Source organism: Rhizobium sp. 57MFTsu3.2, assembly GCF_012932765.1.
In the GTDB taxonomy this organism is placed as follows: Bacteria; Pseudomonadota; Alphaproteobacteria; order Rhizobiales; family Rhizobiaceae; genus Rhizobium; species Rhizobium altiplani.
Genome location: NZ_JDWI01000011.1, coordinates 84268 through 104142 on the forward strand (window position 1 = coordinate 84268; position 19875 = coordinate 104142).

Here is a 19875-nt window from a genome sequence, read left to right on the forward strand (position 1 = left end):
GCCAGCTTCTCGCTTATCTGCATGGCAATGTAAGAATTCCGGGGACCGCATGGCTGCCATGCGGTCCGAGCGCAGCCCTTGTCTGGACATCAACCCCTCAATGCTGAGAATAGACCTGATTGATTCAGGTGATCGGAAGGCATGTCATGGCGGGTGCGGAGAAAGACGCGGAAGGCGGTTTCATCGGTGGTACGCCGGGCTTCGTTCACCTTCGGGTCCACTCGGCCTATTCGCTCCTTGAAGGTGCGCTGCCGCTTAAGAAGATCCTCTACAAGGCGTCGGGCGACAGCCAGCCGGCCATAGCGATCACCGACACCAACAACCTGTTCGTCGCCCTCGAATTCTCACAGAAGGCGATGGACGAGGGCCTTCAGCCGATCATCGGCTGCCAGGTCTCGATCGACATGGAGGATGGACTGGAGACGGAACGGCGCGGCGGCCAGCAGGCGCTCGCCAAGCTGCCGTCGCTGGTGCTCCTTGCGGCCACCGACGCCGGCTACGAGCGGCTGGTGGACCTTGTCAGCCGCGCCTATCTCGGCGGCGAGGGCAACGGTCAATCGATCCACATTCGTGCCTCCTGGCTCGACGAGATCGGCACCGACGGCCTGATCGCTTTGACCGGCGCCCTGACGGGGCCGGTCGACGTGGCGCTGAAGGATGGGCATGCCGCCCAGGCGGAAGCACGCCTCCTGCTGCTGAAGCGCCATTTCGGTAACCGGCTCTATGTTGAGTTGCAGCGGCACGGCACTTACGACAAGCGTCATGAGCAGAAGCTCGTCGGCCTTGCCTATGAGCACGACCTGCCGTTGGTCGCCACCAACGAAGCCTTTTTCCCGACCCGTGACGACTATGATGCGCATGACGCCCTGATGGCCGTCGCCCACAACGCCATCGTTTCGGATGATACCCGGTTTCGCCTGACGCCTGATCACTACCTGAAAAGCCGCGCCGAAATGGCGAAGCTGTTTGCGGATCTGCCGGAGGCGCTGGAAAACACCATCGAGATCGCGCGGCGCTGCTCGTTCATCCTGAAGACGCGCAAGCCGATCCTGCCGCGTTTCACCGGCGCCACCGCCGATCCCGAGGAGGCGGAACGCGAAGAGGCACTCGAACTGCGCCGGCAGGCGGAGGAGGGGCTGGATAAGCGCCTTGCCACTCTCGGCATGTCGCCCGGCTATGAGGAGAAGGATTACCGCGAGCGCCTGGAATTCGAGCTGAGCGTCATCGAGCGCATGAAATTCCCGGGTTACTTCCTCATCGTTTCGGACTTTATCAAATGGGCAAAACAGCATGACATCCCCGTCGGCCCGGGCCGCGGCTCCGGTGCAGGCTCTCTCGTTGCCTACGCGCTGACGATCACTGACGTTGATCCCTTGCGCTTCTCGCTGCTCTTCGAACGCTTCCTCAACCCGGAACGCGTCTCGATGCCCGACTTCGATATCGACTTCTGCCAGGACCGCCGCGAAGAGGTGATCCGTTATGTGCAGCGCAAGTACGGCCGCGAACAGGTCGCGCAGATCATCACCTTCGGTTCGCTGCAGGCCCGCGCGGCGCTGCGCGACGTCGGCCGTGTGCTGGAGATGCCCTACGGTCAGGTCGACAAGATCTGTAAGCTGGTGCCGAACAATCCGGCCAACCCGACGCCGCTGTCGAAGGCGATCGAGGAAGAGCCGAAGCTGCAGGAGGAGGCCGACAAGGAGCCGGTCGTCGCCCGCCTGCTCGATATCGCCCAGAAGATTGAAGGTCTCTACCGCCACGCATCGACCCACGCTGCCGGTATCGTCATCGGCGACCGCCCGCTGTCGAAGCTGGTGCCGATGTACCGCGATCCGCGTTCCGACATGCCTGTCACCCAGTTCAACATGAAGTGGGTCGAGCAGGCCGGCCTCGTCAAGTTCGACTTCCTCGGGCTGAAGACGCTGACCACGTTGAAGGTCGCCGTCGATTTCGTCGCCAAGCGTGGCATCAAGGTCGATCTTGCCTCGATCCCGCTGGACGATAAGCTGACCTACGAGATGCTCTCGCGCGGCGAAACGGTTGGCGTGTTCCAGGTTGAAAGTGCGGGCATGCGCAAGGCGCTGATCGGCATGAAGCCGGACTGCATCGAGGACATCATCGCACTCGTGGCGCTTTATCGCCCAGGCCCGATGGAAAACATCCCGGTCTACAATGCCCGCAAGCACGGCGAGGAAGAGATCGAGTCGATCCATCCGACGATCGACTACCTGCTGAAGGAAACGCAGGGGGTTATCGTCTACCAGGAGCAGGTGATGCAGATCGCCCAGGTCCTGTCGGGCTACTCGCTCGGTGAAGCCGACCTTCTGCGTCGCGCCATGGGTAAGAAGATCAAGGCGGAGATGGACCAGCAGCGCGAGCGCTTCGTCGATGGCGCCGTCAAGAACGGCGTGAAGAAGCCGCAAGCCGATGTGATCTTCGACCTGCTCGCCAAGTTCGCCAACTACGGTTTCAACAAGTCTCACGCCGCCGCTTACGCGATCGTTTCCTACCAGACCGCCTATATGAAGGCGCATTATCCGGTCGAGTTCCTCGCCGCGTCGATGACGCTCGATATGTCGAACACCGAAAAGGTCAACGACTTCCGGCAGGACGCCAAGCGTCTCGACATCGAGGTAATCCCTCCTTCGGTACAGACCTCGTTCCGCCATTTCGAGACCGGCGACAACAGGATCTACTACGCGCTGGCGGCGCTGAAGGGGGTCGGCGAATCGGCTGTCGATCATATCGTGGAGGTCCGCGGTGGCACTCCATTCGCGAGCCTTGAGGATTTCTGCCTGCGCATTGATCCGCGACAGGTGAACCGCCGCGTGCTGGAAAGCCTGATCTTCGCCGGTGCTTTCGATTGTTTCGGGCTCGACCGCGCGCAACTGGCGGGCGGGCTCGACCGCATCATGGGCTACGCCCAGCGTGCGCAGGAAAACAAGCTGAGCGGCCAGTCGGATATCTTCGGCAGCGCTCTTTCATCCGGCCCAGAGAGAATCTCGCTGCCGCCGTTTTCGCCGTGGCTGGCCTCAGAAAAGCTGCTCAAGGAATTCCAGGTCCTGGGCTTCTACCTGACCGCGCATCCGCTCGATAGCTACCAGAGCATTCTGCAGAAGATGCGCGTGCAGACCTTCGCCGAGTTTTCGGCGGCCGTGAAGCAGGGCGCGAGCAACGGCCGCCTTGCGGGCACCGTCATTTCCAAGCAGGAGCGCAAGACCAGGACCGGCAACAAGATGGGTATCATCGTGTTCTCCGACTCCTCGGGTCAGTTCGAAGCCGTTCTGTTCTCCGAGATGTTGAACCAGTATCGCGACGTGCTGGAGTCCGGAAAGTCCTTCGTTATCACGGCGACAGGGGAAGAGCGGCCGGAAGGCATCGGCCTTCGCCTGCAGACCATTCAGTCGCTGGAAGAGAAATCGCTGCAGATGCAGAAGGCCCTGCGCGTCTACGTGCGCGATTCCGGGCCGCTTCGTGCCGTCGCGGCACACCTCAATGCCAAGGGCGATGGCCTTGTCTCCTTCATCGTGATCAAGGAGGAAGGCAAGCGCGAGGTGGAAGTCGAGCTTCCGCAGAAATATCGTATCACGCCGGAGATTGCTGCCGCACTGCGCGCAGCGCCCGGCGTCATCGACGTCGAGCTGGTCTGACGTCAACCTCTTGTAAGGGTGATGAAGTCGGTTCCTTCGCCGGTCTCCGGTCCGAGGCCGGTGTCTGAGATTGTCAACGTCGAGCCGGTGGTCAGCATGGCGTCGATCTTCCGCCGCGCCTCCTCAGGAATATCGATACGGCTCAGCGCATTGGCGATCGGCGTGCCTGATATGATCGAGCTTTCCAGGCTGCTAATGCCGAGCCGGTTCATGATCGCGCGGGCGAGTGTGTTGGGAAGCGTCGCTCCCATCCAGTCCGCCGAGCCGGTTTCGAAATCGACGTTGTGGACAGAGAAGAAATGCGTACCGAGGGCAAGGCCCGGGTTCTCGATCGAGATCGGCGCTTCAAGAACCGGCTGGAAGCCTTGGCGAACCATGATGACGCCGTTCGGCGGCGCTCCCTTGCCCGCCGCGGCATAGACCGCCTTAATGAGCGCGTCACTTGCCGGTGACTTGTCGTTGGTCGGCTCGACTGGATGCTGCAACTTGAAATCACTGATTGCCTGAAGCGTTGCCGACCCGAGGAGGCCATCCGGTTCACCCGCGGCAAATCCGAGCTCGTTGAGATATGTCTGAAGGTCGATGATCTCCTCGCGCAGACTGCGGCGCGTAATGAGAATACGGATCGGTGTGTCGTTTGCGGGAGCGCTCGCTGCCGGCATTTGTGCAGGCGGTGGCGCGACGTCGTTCATGGCGACCTGAACGGGAGCCTGCCCGATCGTCGGCCTCAGCGAAGCGTCGGAAAGCAGTGCTGGCGGCTCCGGCATATCCGGCCGGAAGAGCGTCGGGTGATCGATCGGTTCCGGCGTTACTTCCGCGTCGGTAATGACAACCGGAACGCCCATTGCCGTCATCTTGTAGAGCTGCTTGGCGAAGGCTGCCGGCATTCGGACGCAGCCATGCGATGCTGGGTAGCGCGGCACGGAATGCGACTCGTGAAGCGCGATGCCAGACCAGGTCAGCCGCTGCATGAACGGCATCGGCGCAGCCGAATAGATATTGGATTCGTGATATCTCTGCTTCTCGATGACGGAAAAGATGCCGCTCGGCGTCGTATGGCCCGGCTTCCCCGTCGAAACCTTCGAGGTCGCCACGACCTCTGTGCCGTCGTAGAGCGTAAGCGACTGCGCATCCTTCGATACGAAGATCTGCAGCGTGCGTGCATCCGCCGCGAGAGCGGGATGCACGAGCGCGGTGGCCGACAGCAAGCCGAGGCCAAAAACGAGACGCGACAACATATGACTCAACCGATACGCAATACTTGAAGCCGAAGCCTAGTCGGTGAAGCTTAAGGAAAACTTGATATAAGGAACCCTGAGGCAGCCTCACGTATTAGTGATCGCGCTTGCCGCCAAACGTATATCCGGTCTGGACGGTGCCTTTGCCGAACTTGTCGCGCAACTTGTCCATTGCCGCTTCGGCTGCGGCCCTACGACCTGATTGCTCATCGATAAGGTCGGGCGGATCTGCGCGCGCGGGGTCGCAAAGGTCGGTGACGCCGATCCCGATGAGACGAAACTTCGTGCCGTCCGTTTCCTTCTCCAGCAGGTCCAGCCCGGTACGGAATATCCGGTCGGCAAGCCGGGTCGGGTCTTCAAGTTTGCGATTGCGGGTGCGCAGCTTGAAGTCCGCCGTCTTCATTTTGAGAACCACGGTCTGGCCGGCGATATCATCTTTCTTCAGCCGCCAGGAGACCTTTTCGGAAAGACTGCGGAGGATCGGAACAAGCTCGTCATGGCGGGATATATCGTCGAAGAAAGTCGTTTCGGACGAGACGCTCTTCGCCGCGTCGTTCAGATGCACTTCGCGGTCGTCGATGCCGCGGGAAAGACGCGCCAGCCGCTGCCCCATGCTGCCATATCGGCGCATCAGGTCGTTTTCCTCCATCGTCTGCAACTGGCCAATCGTCCGGATGCCGTCGGCCTCCAGCGTGGCTGCAAACGCCTTGCCGACGCCCCAGATCGTCGTCACCGGCCGCGGTGCCAGGAAAAAAACTGCTTCCTCGCGGCCAATGACCGAGAAGCCGCGAGGTTTCTGAAGGTCGGACGCGACCTTGGCGAGAAACTTGCAGTAGGAGAGCCCAACGGAGATGGTTATGCCGATCTCCTTCTCGATGCGCTGGACGAACTTGGCAAGCGTGCGCGCCGGCGGATCGTGATGCAGCCGCTCGGTGCCGCCGAGTTCCAGAAACGCCTCGTCGATCGAAAGCGGCTGAACGAGCGGGGTCAGTTCCTGCATCAAGGTGCGGACTTCGCGTCCGACCTTCACGTACTTTTCCATGTCGGGTCGGATGACGACTGCCTGGGGGCAGGCCTCAAGAGCCTTGAACATCGGCATTGCAGAACGAACGCCGTGGATACGCGCAATGTAACATGCGGTCGAGACCACCCCGCGTTTGCCGCCGCCGATGATGACGGGCTTATCGGCGAGTTCTGGATTGTCACGCTTCTCGATCGCTGCATAGAAGGCGTCGCAATCGATATGCGCCAGCGTCAGTTCGTACAGCTCCTTGTGTCGCACAAGCCGGGGGCTGCCGCACGCCACACAACGGCACGTTTCGGCCTTCTGCTCGGCAAGGCAGTCGCGACAGAAGCCGGGTGTCTTGGCGTAGGCAAGTGTCATGATGAGAACAAAGATTGAACATCGCAACATTAGCCTCTAAACTTTCGAGTCTCAAGAGAGGCTGGGAGGTTTGCATTGGATATCGATCTCCGTTTCGAGCCGGTGACAGCAGACCGGTGGAGTGACTTCGAACGGCTCTTCGGTCCCCGCGGAGCGTTTTATGATTGCTGGTGTGTCGCGCTTCGCTTGCCTCATGCCGTGCGGACGAAGATGAGGCCGGACGAGCGAAAGTCGCACATGCTTGGCAGGATCGCTGTCGGGCCGCCGCCAGGTATTCTGGCCTATGCCGATGAGGAACCGGTCGCCTGGGTTCAGGTCGGGCCAAGGCACGACGTACCGCAATTCAACTCGTCGCGGACAGTGTCCCGACCGATGGAAGAGGGTGATGCACACGATCCGTCATTCTGGGCGGTGAGTTGTTTCTTCCTGACATCGCATTTGCGTGGGCAGGGGCTCAGCCATCAACTGCTTGCCGGTGCGATCGACCATGCGTGGCGCCACGGTGCCCGCTACCTCGAGGGCTGTCCGATTGACCACGTCAAGCAATCGAAGTCGGTGACGCTCTGTATTGGATCAACCGCGATCTTCGATGCGGCTGGATTTGAAACCGTGGCCAGACGAAAGGATGGCCGACCGCTCATGCGGCTGGACTTGCGCCCTTGAGGACATCCGCCGAGAAATGCGCCCTCAGCAACTCTGCGGCATGGTCCCAGCCGGCGGCGGCGACGATGTTTCCAACTGGCGGTGGCGCGAACGGCTTGAAATCCGCGTTGGCCATCATGGTCAGGAGCAAGCACTTAGGCACATGATGGGCAACGGAAAGGAGATTGCGTTGCATATCATCGATGAAGGCGACTGGCAGGCTTCGGCAATCATGCAGCCTTGCGACGACGGGCCCCTTGGGCTCTTCCGTGGCGATCAGGTCGAACGAGAGGTCGAGCTGATTGAGAAATTCGCGCCGGATACCGTGGTGCCGAGGTGGCATCGCGGTCAAGAAGACGATGTCGGCGTCGGCCGAAAGCGACTGCAGTGTTTCAACGGCTTTTTCCGCCGGTTTCTGCCAGAGGTGCTGGTTCGCGAAGAACACTTCCTCGAACGAATCGACGGCGTCCCTATCCAGCTCGCTGCCGTCAAGCAGAGAGACGATATTACCGTAGAGGCGGAACGACCGCGGCAGGAGGTCGTAGCTGTGCGAGCGCAGGAAAGCGGTGAAGGGAGTGAGGAACTCGAGAACCACTTCGTCGATGTCGCACACAACCAAAGGCCGGTCGCCCAGGCGCACCTGGCTGACGTTGGTAGCAATATCCATGCTCAAAATTCTCCCGAGCCAAGTCCCGGCGGCGAAAAGTGCAGCCATGCCGCATTCAATGCGTCGGGCGCGGTGCCGGTCGCTTGGCAGAAGGCCATCGCCGTCGGCTCGTGCTGCATGACGAAATCCATCATGCCGGAAAGGAAGCCGGGATCGCTGACCACGCGGCGCACCTGGGCCGGTTCAACACCGGTCAATGCGAGAAAACGACCGAACAGATCCGGATCGTTGGCAAGCCAGGCAAGAACGGAGATCGCAGTCTGCTGCGGATCGGCCGCGAGTTGTTTCGAAGTCTTGAAGTTGCTTTGCATTTTTCTGGGTAAATTACCTATTTTTCAACCAAATAGCGATAGTGTGCCGCGATCGGTTCTATGGAACCATGCCATCGCAGAAGTCTTCTTCATGCGGGGAAGCGGTACCGGAACGGACGTAGGACGCGTGTCATGCCCAAGCAGGTGATGATTGTAGAAGATAACGAGCTCAACATGAAGCTCTTTCGCGACCTCATCGAGGCGTCCGGTTACACGACGATTCAGACCCGAAACGGCATGGAAGCGCTCGACCTCGCGCGCAAATACCGGCCCGATCTGATTTTGATGGATATCCAACTCCCCGAGGTTTCTGGTCTCGAGGTTACCAAATGGCTGAAGGAAGACGATGACCTGCACGTCATTCCTGTTATCGCCGTTACAGCATTTGCCATGAAAGGTGACGAGGAACGCATACGCCAGGGCGGCTGCGAGGCCTATGTCTCCAAACCCATTTCCGTTCCTAAATTCATTGAGACGATCAAGACCTATTTGGGCGATGCCTGACGCATCGGAAAGAAGCCTATGACTGCGCGCATTCTCGTGGTTGATGACATTCCGGCCAACGTCAAGTTGCTCGAGGCGCGGCTAGTCGCGGAGTATTTCGATGTCTTGACCGCCGGCGACGGCTATCAGGCCCTCGCAATATGCGAGCGCAACCAGGTCGATCTTGTCCTTCTTGATATCATGATGCCGGGGATGGACGGCTTCGAGGTCTGCGAGCGCCTGAAGGCCAATCCCAAGACCTCGCACATACCTGTCGTCATGGTGACGGCCTTGGATCAGTCGGCCGATCGCGTGCGTGGTCTGAAAGCCGGCGCAGACGATTTTCTCACCAAACCGGTCAATGACCTTCAGCTGATTTCCCGGGTGAAGAGCCTGTTGCGGCTGAAGACGCTCAGCGACGAATTGCGCATTCGCGCCGAAACAGCGCAGACCATGGGGATCGATGAACTGCTGCGAACCGGCGAGGGGCGGGGCGACGAATCGGGCCAGGTGCTGCTGGTCGACGGACGCGCCAATTCGCAGGAACGCATCATCAAGGCGCTGAAGCCCATCGCCGATGTCTCGGCAATCTCGGATCCGCAGGCGGCACTCTTCGAAGCGTCGGAAACCCCCTTTGAACTGGTTATCGTCAACGCCAATTTCGACAACTATGATCCGCTGCGCCTGTGCTCGCAGCTTCGTTCGCTCGAGCGCACGCGCTTTCTACCGATCCTGATCATCACCGAGCAGGGCGACGACGACATGGTGATCCGGGCCCTGGAACTCGGCGTCAACGACTATATCGTCCGGCCGGTCGATCCCAATGAGCTGGTGGCGCGCAGCCTGACGCAGATGCGCCGCAAGCGTTATAATGATCGCCTGCGCGCGAGCGTGAAGCAAACGATCGAGCTTGCCGTGACCGATCCGCTGACCGGGCTCAGCAACCGCCGCTACCTGGATAATCACCTCAGCACGCTCTTCAATCGCTCGATGGCGCGAGGTCGTCCGCTATCGGTGCTGATCACCGATATCGATCGCTTCAAGCAAGTCAACGACACCTATGGCCATGATGCGGGGGATGATGTGCTGCGGGAGTTTGCAAGGCGCATCCGCTCCACCGTCCGTGGTGCCGATCTGGCCTGCCGATACGGCGGCGAGGAATTCGTAGTGGTTATGCCGGATACCTCGCCCGAAGTGGCGGCAGCCGTCGCGGAGCGACTGCGCTCGGTGGTCGAGACGGTACCGTTCCTGCTGAAGTCAACGGGGCAGGAACTGGACGTCACGGCGTCCTTCGGCATTTCGTCGCGGATCTCCTCCATCCTCACTCCAGGGCAGTTGATGAAGCAGGCGGACCTTGCGCTTTACGAGGCAAAAACGGGTGGCCGTAATCGCGTGGTCGCCGCCGCTTGAGCAATGCTTCTATGAGGCATTTCAGGTCATCCACAACTTGCTAATTAAGGGCGGACGGCACGGCAACGAAGTAATTGCAGTTGCAAAGCCGGCATTTCCCTCCGAAGGTTTGCTCGCTCTTGATATCATGCTAGGCAGATGCCGCGCGGTTGCTGGGACAAATGTGAGGATCAATCGGATGTAGCCGGCATTTCGCAAGTAGCCGCGAATGGACAAGCTTTGGCCCGCATCGGCGGAAGCTAATACTATTGGGCTATAGTTTCGGCCTTCTTTGCCCATTAGGCGCTATTCTTGCAAAAGTACGCGATTCCAAGCTTTAAAAACTGTCCCAAAGCCGTACTTTTAACCATGAAATCAAGCCCAGAAATCTAACCATTAAGAATTTGTTGATTTTCTTTCATTTTCGAGCAAATTATCGGCCATAAGAGATAAGTACTCCCGTGAGGAGTCCGAGGTACCCCATGATGCTCAGGTCCGCCGCATCTCCTGGGTCGTGGGGTCGGTCGGCTGGTTTGCAACAATAAGCGGTTCCTCGTGCCGCGTTGCTTGCTGGTCGACCCCCTTTCAGGAAAACGCCGTCCTTTCCGCATTTTAGGAAGGACGGCGTTTCTGTTTTCAGGCCTCGAGACCAGACGGCAAAGCCGGCAAACAAAAAGGCGCGCAGCCCATGGGCGCGCGCCTCTTCGAAAAACGTCAGATCAAGCGATTACTTGATCTTGGTTTCCTTGAACTCGACGTGCTTCTTAGCAATCGGGTCGTACTTGGTCTTCGTCATCTTGTCGGTCATCGTACGGCTGTTCTTCGTCGTGACGTAGAAGAAACCGGTGTCGGCCGTCGACAGCAGCTTGATCTTGATTGTGGTAGCCTTGGCCATGGTCGTCCTGCCTTTAATAAAATGAAAGCCGTGGCAGGCCGGATAGGCTCCACGGCAAATTCTGGCGCGAAACTACGAATCCCGCCCGAAAAGTCAAGCCCGCTTTCGGAGGAAAAGCAGCCTGATCGAGGAAAGCAGGGCATAAAGCCCGAAGAATCCGGCGATCGCCCAGGCAAAACCGTTGTTGCCGGCAACGTCGATGGCGGCGCCGATAACCTGCGGCCCGGCCACAGTGCCAACCGCGTAACAGAATACAAAGGCCGCGTTGGCTGCTGCGAGGTCCGAGCCGGTCAGGCGAGAGCCGAGGTGACTGAGTCCCACCGTATAAAGGCCCGCGACACAGCCGCCCCAGAACAGAAGTACGGTCGCCATCAGAATCCAGCTGTGCACGAGAACCGGCAGCATCAGGGAACCTATCAGGCCCATGAAGGCCATCGCGGCCAGCAGCGGGCGCTTGTCCTTCATGCGGTCCGAGAGCAGCCCAACCGGGATCTGGAAGATCACGTTGCCGATTCCCATCACCGTCAGCAGCAGCGCGGCCTGAGATTCCGTAAAGGAGGCGCGCACCGCATAGATCGGGAACAGTGCCAAACCGCCGGCTTCGACGGCCCCGAAAATGAAGACGGCGGCCGTTGCGGTGGGCACAAGGAAGACGTAGCGCATGAAATGAAGTTCAGGCTTCTCCTCGAGAACCGGGCTTTCGTAGCGTGCGATGTAGATGGGAATGGCGGCCAACAAGACGGCACCAGCGCCGACCGCGAATGGAAGCACGCCCTCGCTGCCGAGAATCGAAAAGAGCAGCGGCCCGCCTGCAAAACCGAGCGAAAGGACGGTTGCATAGATGCCGAGCACGAAGCCGCGCTTGGAGGGCGGCGAGGCGGCATTGATCCAGAATTCCGATAGGATGAACAGCGTCGTCGTCGCGCCGTGAAAAGCGAACCGCAGCGGAAACCACATCCAGAAGTCCTGGGCATAGTAGAAGCCGAGTGCGCTGATCGCTGAAATCACGACGGCCCAGATCATCGTCGGGGCGACGCCGTATTTGTGCGCCAGTTTCGTGGTGATCGGCGCAGCCGCCATGGCGGCAACCCCGGCCATCGCCGTATTCAGTCCGATCAGTGTCGATGGAATGCCGCGCTTTTCGAGAATGATGCTGAGAAGCGGGAGTCCCAGGCCGATTGCTATGCCGACAGCGGAGATGGACGAAATGGCTGCCACCAGTGAAGGCCAGTGAATTTCTTCGACATCGCCTGGTGTTGTGCCGTTCCGCGGCTGAGACATATACGCATCCTTAGAGACCTGCTGCACAGAATCGCTCACCGCGACGCACCATAGAAAGGCACAGGCGTGCCAAATCCAAGTGACGGCTGTGCTTTACAAGATGAAATGCGCTGGCGGCAATAACCTGGATGATCTTGAAGTCGTATAGTCAAAGAAGCTTACCGAATACACATGAGATTTCGCCCCGCGGAACCGCAGCGCCGTTGGGGCTGCCACTACACGTCAATTGTGTCGTCAAGGTGAAGGCAGAAATGTCCTAGCGCTTGCGGCCCGGTATCTCGTAGGCGTCATGATCGTCGGTTTGTCCACCGAAGCCGTGCATCTTCAACGCCCATTGCAGACCGATGACACCGCCCTTGATCGGCTGGATGATCAAAAGCGTGGCAATCAATGTGATGGGTGTCCAGATCGCGAAGGTCAGCCAGAGGGGCATTGGCCAAACGAGATCCGTTGCCATGTAGCCGCCGATGATGACATGGCCGATCACCACGATTGCAAGGTAAGGCGGTAGGTCGTCCGAGCGATGATGGTACATGGCCTCGCCACAGGCGGCACAATTGTCCACCGGCTTCAGGAAGCTTTTGAAGAGTTTGCCGCTGCCGCATGCGGGGCAGGTGTTCATCATGCCGCGCTTGACAGAGCGGCCGAGCGGACGTTCCGCCTCCTGATTGCTTCCGTAACGGATCGTCTGGTCGCTCGAGGTGGTCGTCATCGTTCGTTTCCTTTCGCGGCGCCCTACACGCCTATCGCCGTCCTCTTGGCGGCCTTGTCCCGGCCTTCTTGCGTGCCCGGCTTGCGTCCCGCCGGCCCGCCTTGTGGAACGAACGTACAGCTGTGGGCATTTTTCGCCCTTCGCTGATCATCTCGAAGCGTAGCGCACCGGCAAGCGGAATGGCTTCTGCAAGCTTGACCGTGACACTGTCGCCGAGGCGATATCCGAGCCCGGTCTTTTCGCCAGACAGCGCCTGGTGCGCCTCATCATAGATGAAGTAGTCCGTTCCGAGCGTAGATATAGGAACGAAGCCGTCTGCTCCATAGTCCGGGAGAGTGACAAATAGTCCCGATTTCGTCACACCTGATACGCGTCCTTCGAATTCCTCGCCGACGCGGCCGGCAAGATGATGCGCAATCAGGCGGTCTACCGTTTCGCGCTCGGCCGCCATCGCGCGGCGCTCGAAGGTTGAGATCTCGGCGGCGATGTCGTCGAGCGCGGCCTCTTCGTCGGGCGTGATCCCGCCTTCACCGAAGCCGAGCGAACCGACCAGCGCCCGATGCACGATCAGGTCCGCATAGCGCCGGATGGGCGAGGTGAAGTGCGCGTATTTCATGAGGTTCAGGCCGAAATGCCCGATATTCTCGGGGCTGTAGATCGCCTGGCTCTGAGAACGCAGCACCATCTCGTTGACCATCGTCTGGTGCGGCGTGTCGTCTGCCTTGGCGAGGATCATGTTGAAATTGTTGGCGCGCATGTTGCCGCACTTGGCAAGCGATATGCCAAGCGTTGCCAGGAACTCGCGCAGCACTTCCTGCTTGGCGAGCGTCGGCCCGTCATGGATACGGTAGATCAGGACTTGCCGCTTCTTCTCCAGCGTCTCGGCGGCCGAGACGTTGGCCTGGATCATCATTTCCTCGATCAGCTTGTGTGCATCGAGGCGCGGCGGCACGAAGACGCGCTCCACGGTGCCGTCAGGCTTTAGCAGGATCTTGCGTTCCGGCATGTCGAGTTCAAGCGGCTGCCGGCGCTCGCGGCCGCGCGTCATGATCCTGTAGGCATTCCACAACGGCTTCAAGATTGGTTCCAGAAGCGGTCCCGTCTTGTCATCCGGCTTGCCATCGACGGCCGCCTGCGCCTGCTGATAGGAGAGCTTTGCAGCGCTCTTCATCATGACACGGTGGAAGGTGTGGCCGATTTTGCGGCCTTCCTTCGAAAACACCATGCGAACGGCAAGCGCCGGCCGGTCCTGACCTTCTCTCAGCGAGCAGAGATCGTTCGAGATGCGCTCCGGCAGCATCGGCACGACCCGGTCGGGGAAGTAGACCGAGTTGCCGCGCTTCAGAGCTTCGCGGTCGAGTGGCGAGCTCGGGCGGACGTAATAGGAGACGTCGGCGATGGCGACCGTAACGATAACGCCGTCCGGATTGTCGGGAGAAGGGTCAGTTTCCGCATAGACGGCGTCGTCATGGTCTTTCGCATCCGCCGGGTCGATGGTGATCAGCGGGACATCTCGCCAATCTTCGCGATGCGACATCGTCGCAGGTTTGGCATCGTCGGCTTCGGCGACCACAGCAGGCGGAAATATATAAGGGATTCCGTGAGCATGGATGGCGATCATCGAGATCGCCTTCTCGGATGCGACCGAACCGACAATCGACAGGACCTTGGCGCGTGCCAGGCCGAAGCGCCCAAGGCGAGCGACTTCGACTTCAACCAGGTCGCCGTCCTTGGCCTCGCCCTTGTAGTCAGGGTCGATCACCATTTCCTCGCCGCGTCGGTCGATCGGAAGCAGACGGCCGGCTCCTCCCGGCGCATCCTTGAAGACCCCGAGCAGCGCACCGCGGCGCTTGTCCAAAATCTTGATGATGCGCGCCGTGTAGGCCGGCCCACCACGGTCGGCGGCCGGAAAGATCTTCGCCAGGATGCGATCGCCCATGCCGGCAACCAGCGCCTTGCCCTTGCCGTTGCGCCCGGCAGGCGAGGTCGACTGGCGAATAGCGACAGCAGGCGCAACGCCCTGATCGTCAGGCCACTCCGCCGGGCGGCCGATCAGTTCGCCATCCTTGTCGCGCGTCGTGATGTCGAGCACGGTGACAGGCGGCAGTGCGCCCGGCCGGATCAGCGACTTGCGCGTCTTCTGCAGCATGCCTTCCTGCTCCAGTTCGCGCAGGAGGTGTTTCAGCTCGACCCGGCTGTCGCCTTTCAGCCCGAAGGCCTTTGCGAGTTCGCGCTTCGAGGCCTTCTGCGGATGATCGGCGATGAAGCGCAGGATCACGTCGCGGGAAGGCAGGGCTCCGTGAGCGATGTTCAGCGGTTCGGCTGCGGGTTGTTGGCTGGCGCGTCCAATCTTGCCGGGACGCTTGCCCATGCCCTTCATTCTTTCCCGCGGGATTTTGCTCACTCTTTGCTCTTTTTCGTCTTTGCCGGCGCCTTGGCCTTCGCCGTCTTCGGCTTGGCCGCGGTCTTGGTCGTCTTGGTTTCAGCCGCAGCGGCCTTCGCCTTCGGTTTTGCCTTACTCTTCGAAGCCGGTGCCTTGCCGGCCTTGGCGGCGATCAGCGCCAGCGCTTCCTCGACGGTCAGGGCCTGCGGATCGGTGCCCTTCGGCAGCGTCGCATTGACCTTGCCCCAGTTCACATAGGGGCCGTACTTGCCGTCGCGAACCGTGATTGCGCCGCCGTCGGGATGGTCGCCGAGCTCTTTCAGAGCTGCCGCCGCCGTCCTCCCACCCGGCGCCTTGCTCGCCTTCTCGGCGATCACGGTGACAGCGCGGTTGAGGCCGATCGAGAAGACGTCTTCGACGCTTTCAAGGTTGGCGTAGCCTCCATCATGCAGCAGGAACGGCCCATAACGGCCGATGCCGGAAGAAATCATCTTGCCGGTTTCCGGGTGCTTGCCGATGTCGCGTGGCAACGAAATCAGCGCCATCGCCTTTTCGTAATCGATGTCCTCAGGCTTCCAGCCCTTCGGCAGGGAAGAACGCTTGGCTTCCTTGCCTTCGCCACGCTGGATGTAGGGGCCGAAGCGTCCTGAACGCAGGGTCAGTTCTTCGCCAGTCACCGGATCGGAACCGAGATTCTTAGGCTCGTTCAGCGCAACGCCTTCGGCCTCCGAACCGCCTTCTGACGAAAGCTGGCGGGTATAGTTGCATTCGGGATAGTTCGAGCAGCCAACGAAGGCGCCGTATTTTCCAAGCTTAAGCGAAAGATTGCCGGTGCCGCAAACTTGACAGATGCGCGGATCACCGCCGTCTTCTCGTTTCGGGAATACAAGTGGCGCCAGTGCCTCGTTAAGCGAATCGAGGACGTTGGTGACACGAAGTTCCTTCGTATCCTCGATCTGGGAGAAGAAGTCCTTCCAGAAATCGCGCAGCACCTGCTTCCAGTTCAGCTCCCCGGCAGAGATCCGGTCGAGCTTCTCTTCAAGATCTGCCGTAAAATCGTATTCGACGTACTTGGTGAAGAAGCTTTCGAGGAAGGCCGTCACCAGCCGGCCCTTGGCCTGCGGGATCAGTTTGCGCTTGTCGATGGTGACGTATTCGCGGTCACGCAAGGTCGCCAGCGTCGCCGCGTAAGTCGACGGACGCCCGATGCCGAGCTCTTCCATCTTCTTGATCAGCGTTGCCTCGGAGTAGCGCGGTGGCGGCTCAGTGAAGTGCTGAGTCGAATTGATCTTCTGCTTCGCAAGGTTCTCACGAGCGTTGATCTCGGGCAGGCGACCATCCTCGTCACCGTCGTCGCTCTGTTCGCCATCTTCCTTCTGGTCGGTATAGGCGGCGATGAAGCCGTCGAAACGGATCACCGAGCCGACAGCGCGCAGCCCAGCTTTCTCACCTTTGTTGTCGGCGGTGATTTCAGCCGTCGTGCGTTCGATCTCAGCCGATGCCATCTGGCTCGCAATGCCCCGCTTCCAGACGAGGTCGTAAAGCCTCAACTGGTCGGCATCCAGATACTGCCGCACGCGGTCGGGCGACCGATTGAAATCAGTCGGGCGGATCGCTTCGTGCGCCTCCTGTGCGTTCTTTGCCTTGGTCGAATAGAAGCGCGCCTTCTCGGGCATGTAGCGCTGGCCGAATTGATCGACGATGGCCTTGCGTGCCGCGTCGATGGCTTCGGGCGCCATCTGGACGCCGTCCGTACGCATGTAGGTGATCAGACCAACTGTTTCGCCACCAATATCAACACCCTCGTAGAGCTTCTGGGCGATCTGCATCGTCCGCGACGCCGAAAAGCCAAGTTTCGAAGACGCTGCCTGCTGAAGCGTGGAGGTTGTGAAGGGTGGTCCCGGGTTGCGCTTGACCGGCTTCGCCTCGACCGTGTCGACGACATAGGTCGCGCCTTCCAGAAGTGCCTTGAGCTTGCCGGCTTCTTCGCCGTTTCCGATCGCGCGAGGCTGCAACCGCTTGCCATCAGCCGCAACCAGTTTCGCTTCAAACTCGTCGCCTCGCGGCGTTTTCAGGAGAGCCGAAAGGTTCCAGTACTCTTCAGAGATGAAGCGTTCGATTTCGGATTCGCGATCGCAGACCAGGCGCAGCGCCACTGACTGTACGCGGCCGGCCGAACGCGCGCCGGGGAGCTTGCGCCAGAGAACCGGCGACAGATTGAAACCGACGAGATAGTCGAGGGCACGGCGAGCGAGATACGCATCAACCAGCGGAACATCGATGTCGCGCGGGTCGGCCATGGCGTCGAGCACGGCCTTCTTCGTGATCGCATTGAAAACGACCCGCTTCACGGTCTTGCCGTTCAGGACACGCTTCTTGTTCAGCATGTCGAGGACGTGCCAGGAAATCGCTTCACCCTCGCGATCCGGGTCGGTTGCGAGGAATAGGCTGTCGGATGACTTCACAGCGTCGGCGATGTCCTTCAGTCGCTTGGCAGACGCGCCGTCGACCTCCCACAGCATCTCGAAATCCTGGTCGGGAAGGACCGAGCCGTCCTTGGCAGGCAGATCGCGGACATGGCCGAAGGAGGCGAGCACCTTGTATCCGGAGCCCAGATACTTGTTGATCGTCTTTGCCTTGGCGGGCGATTCTACCACTACAACATTCATCATGATTCTCTAAAAAAACGTGCCAAGCCGGTGCATAAGCAGATGGAATCCCTGCCGTGCCAGGATAACCGGCTCTTCGACATGGACAGGGAAATCGTTTCGGTCAAGTGGTCTGACCTCATTTTTGCGTATTACAACGCGATGCAACCAATGCGAGATAGCGAACGTACTGCAAGTTAGGATAATTTAGGTATCGTTTTTGGAGTGTGGTTCGGGCTAGCCGAAAGGCGGCGTTTCTCTTTCCTCAGAGACTATCCCATGGCGGCCAAGTTCGCAAAGAAAGATACCGGACGATCCGGCTCGCAAGAGAACATCGCGTTCATCAGGCAGATGCTGGCTGAGTTGCGGCGAGTGGCGGAAAAAGAGAACGCCGATATGCTCTGCTATCTGATCGTGATGGCCTACGTGGAGGCCGGCGATCTGCAGGCCCGGATGTAGGGATCTCAGTCGCCAATCGCAAGAGAGACGAAGCCGCCGGGATGGCGATGAAGCCGTCCGGCAATATCAAGCTCCAGCAGGACAAGATAAACCGAAGCCGCCGGCAAACCGGTGTGAAGGATGATATCATCGATCTCGACGGGCGTCGGGCAGAGCGCATCGACGAAAAGCGAGCGATCGGATTCGTCGGGCGGAAGCATCGAACGGCCACCCTCGCGCTCCGGCTCCTCGGCGACCGGCGTTGAGTACCGTTCGATCTGCGAGAGGGGCGCCAGAGCTTCGGTGACGTCATCTGGCGTCGTGACAATCATGGCACCGTCTTTCAACAATCCATTCGTGCCATGGCAGCGCGGATCGAGCGGTGAACCCGGCACCGCAAATACCAGCCTGCCAAACTCGCCGGCCAGTCTTGCGGTGATCAGCGAGCCCGAGCGCATCGCTGCTTCGACGACAACGACCCCCAGCGAAACGCCGGCGATGAGCCGATTTCGGCGCGGAAAGTCGCGTGCCCGCGGTTCCCAGCCGAACGACATCTCACTGACGGCGAGCCCGTTGCCATTCCAGATATCGTCAAGCAGATCGGCATTCTCCGGCGGGTAGGGCTGATCCAGACCTCCGGCCATGGCGACCACCGTTCCGGTATCGAGGCTTGCACGATGCGCTGCGGTATCTATGCCGCGCGCAAGGCCGGAGACCGCGACATAGCCGGCTCGGCCGCACTGGCGCGCAATCGTGGCGGCGAACTTGGCGCCGCTGATGGAGGCATTGCGGGAGCCGACGATACCGACGCCAGGCTGCGAAGAGACGGCGAGATTGCCTTTGACGGCAAGCAGCGGCGGCGCACGTCGACTTGCTTCAACGCCTGTGTGTATTCTGGCTCGCCGATGCCAACAAAGCGGGCGCCGAAGCGGCGCGCGGCCTCCAACTCCTTATGCGCTTCGCTCTCCGTCGCTATCCGGATGGAGAGCGTGGCGCCGCCGCGCGCAGAAAGCTCGGGCAGGGCGGCCAGCGCCGTCTCGGCGGATCCGAAGTGATTGACGAGATCGCGAAAGGTCGCAGGCCCGACATTGTCCGAGCGAATGAGACGCAGCCACGCGCCGCTGAGAGCGTCCATCCTATCCCTTCGCCCCGATCTTGGTTTCCGTCCCGCTCATCAGGCGGGAGATATTGGCCTTGTGCTTCCAGTAGGAGATAATAGTCATGATGGCCATAACAGCTGCAACCTTCTCGGCGCCCAGTATCCACAATGCAACCGGAATTACAAGCATTGCAACCAGTGCTGAAAGCGATGAGTACCGGGTCGTGAAGGCGACGGCCAGCCAGACCGCGGCGAAGACGAGAACCATGATCGGCGCAATGCCGAGCAGTGTTCCGATATAGGTGGCAACACCCTTGCCACCCTTGAAGCCGATCCAGACCGGGAAGAGGTGACCGATAAAGGCAAAGAAGCCGGCGATCAGCGCCGCCTCGCTGCCCAAAAAATAGCCGACGATCCAGGCTGCTGCAGACGCCTTCAGAGCATCGAGAAGAAGCGTTGCGGCTGCAAGCTTCTTGTTGCCGGTTCTGAGCACATTGGTCGCGCCGATATTGCCGGATCCGATGCTGCGGACGTCACCGAGCCCGGCTGCCTTCGTCAGGATCAGGCCGAAAGGAATGGAGCCGAGCAAGTAGCCGATGGCGGCAGCCACGAGCGCGATAGGCAGCGTGATCTGCCAGGTCATAAGATCCGAGACCAT

Annotated in this window: 15 protein-coding genes and 1 pseudogene; 5 read left to right on the plus strand and 11 right to left on the minus strand. The window is 60.1% G+C overall.

All coding sequences use genetic code 11. The features are described from left to right. Positions 1 to 146: 146 nt before the first annotated feature. Positions 147 to 3647: a DNA polymerase III subunit alpha gene (gene dnaE, locus AF71_RS14125; protein WP_169681808.1), complete on the plus strand. Its 3501-nt coding sequence runs from the start codon at positions 147 to 149 to the stop codon at positions 3645 to 3647. A gap of 2 nt (positions 3648 to 3649) precedes the next feature. On the opposite strand, the gene AF71_RS14130 is transcribed toward dnaE, so the two are convergent. Beyond that, positions 3650 to 4885 (minus strand): L,D-transpeptidase family protein, encoded by a 1236-nt coding sequence (locus tag AF71_RS14130; RefSeq protein WP_018857034.1) that lies wholly within the window; start codon positions 4883 to 4885, stop codon positions 3650 to 3652. Positions 4886 to 4979: 94 nt separating this feature from the next. Next, positions 4980 to 6269, minus strand: a complete 1290-nt coding sequence (locus AF71_RS14135; protein WP_026371766.1) for a DNA polymerase IV — start codon at positions 6267 to 6269, stop codon at positions 4980 to 4982. A gap of 75 nt (positions 6270 to 6344) precedes the next feature. Between AF71_RS14135 and AF71_RS14140 the strand changes: the two genes are divergently transcribed. Continuing rightward, a complete protein-coding gene (locus AF71_RS14140; RefSeq protein ID WP_018857032.1) occupies positions 6345 to 6932 on the plus strand; it encodes a GNAT family N-acetyltransferase in 588 nt (195 codons plus the stop codon). Here the strand turns inward: AF71_RS14140 and AF71_RS14145 are convergent. Continuing rightward, a complete protein-coding gene (locus AF71_RS14145) occupies positions 6907 to 7578 on the minus strand; it encodes a hypothetical protein (protein ID WP_169681810.1) in 672 nt (223 codons plus the stop codon). The two genes, AF71_RS14140 and AF71_RS14145, sit on opposite strands and share 26 nt — an antisense overlap. 2 nt (positions 7579 to 7580) lie before the next feature. Continuing rightward, complete coding sequence (locus AF71_RS14150) at positions 7581 to 7889, minus strand: DUF3572 domain-containing protein (protein WP_018857030.1); 309 nt, start codon at positions 7887 to 7889, stop codon at positions 7581 to 7583. A 132-nt stretch (positions 7890 to 8021) separates the two neighbouring features. Between AF71_RS14150 and AF71_RS14155 the strand changes: the two genes are divergently transcribed. Both AF71_RS14155 and AF71_RS14160 read left to right on the plus strand, forming a co-directional pair. After that, complete coding sequence (locus tag AF71_RS14155; protein WP_007531841.1) at positions 8022 to 8393, plus strand: response regulator; 372 nt, start codon at positions 8022 to 8024, stop codon at positions 8391 to 8393. A gap of 18 nt (positions 8394 to 8411) precedes the next feature. Next, complete coding sequence (locus AF71_RS14160) at positions 8412 to 9782, plus strand: PleD family two-component system response regulator (protein WP_018857029.1); 1371 nt, start codon at positions 8412 to 8414, stop codon at positions 9780 to 9782. Positions 9783 to 10488: 706 nt separating this feature from the next. On the opposite strand, the gene rpmG is transcribed toward AF71_RS14160, so the two are convergent. The 5 genes from rpmG to topA all read right to left on the minus strand — a co-directional run bounded on the left by rpmG (position 10489) and on the right by topA (position 17701). Beyond that, a complete protein-coding gene (gene rpmG, locus AF71_RS14165) occupies positions 10489 to 10656 on the minus strand; it encodes a 50S ribosomal protein L33 (RefSeq protein WP_003587245.1) in 168 nt (55 codons plus the stop codon). A 93-nt stretch (positions 10657 to 10749) separates the two neighbouring features. Next, positions 10750 to 11937 (minus strand): MFS transporter, encoded by a 1188-nt coding sequence (locus AF71_RS14170; protein WP_018857028.1) that lies wholly within the window; start codon positions 11935 to 11937, stop codon positions 10750 to 10752. Positions 11938 to 12193: 256 nt separating this feature from the next. Next, entirely contained in the window at positions 12194 to 12649 is a 456-nt protein-coding gene (locus AF71_RS14175) for a DUF983 domain-containing protein (RefSeq protein ID WP_018857027.1), read from the minus strand. Between the two features lie 31 nt (positions 12650 to 12680). Beyond that, the gene (gene rnr / locus AF71_RS14180; RefSeq protein ID WP_169681812.1) at positions 12681 to 15053 is read right to left on the minus strand and encodes a ribonuclease R; all 2373 of its coding nucleotides are present in this window, start codon (positions 15051 to 15053) and stop codon (positions 12681 to 12683) included. Beyond that, positions 15050 to 17701 carry a type I DNA topoisomerase gene (gene topA / locus AF71_RS14185; protein WP_018857025.1) on the minus strand — a complete coding sequence of 884 codons (2652 nt, stop codon included), beginning with the start codon at positions 17699 to 17701 and terminating at the stop codon, positions 15050 to 15052. Before topA ends, rnr begins: the two co-directional genes overlap by 4 nt. Before the next feature lie 258 nt (positions 17702 to 17959). On the opposite strand from topA, the gene AF71_RS14190 reads away from it, so the two are divergent. Beyond that, positions 17960 to 18139, plus strand: a complete 180-nt coding sequence (locus AF71_RS14190) for a hypothetical protein (protein WP_018857024.1) — start codon at positions 17960 to 17962, stop codon at positions 18137 to 18139. Positions 18140 to 18144: 5 nt separating this feature from the next. Here the strand turns inward: AF71_RS14190 and dprA are convergent. Together dprA and plsY are read right to left on the minus strand one after the other, a co-directional pair. Then, positions 18145 to 19253: pseudogene (gene dprA / locus AF71_RS14195) on the minus strand (DNA-processing protein DprA). Between the two features lies 1 nt (position 19254). Beyond that, on the minus strand, positions 19255 to 19875 hold the full coding sequence (gene plsY, locus AF71_RS14200; protein WP_169681814.1) for a glycerol-3-phosphate 1-O-acyltransferase PlsY: 621 nt from the start codon (positions 19873 to 19875) through the stop codon (positions 19255 to 19257).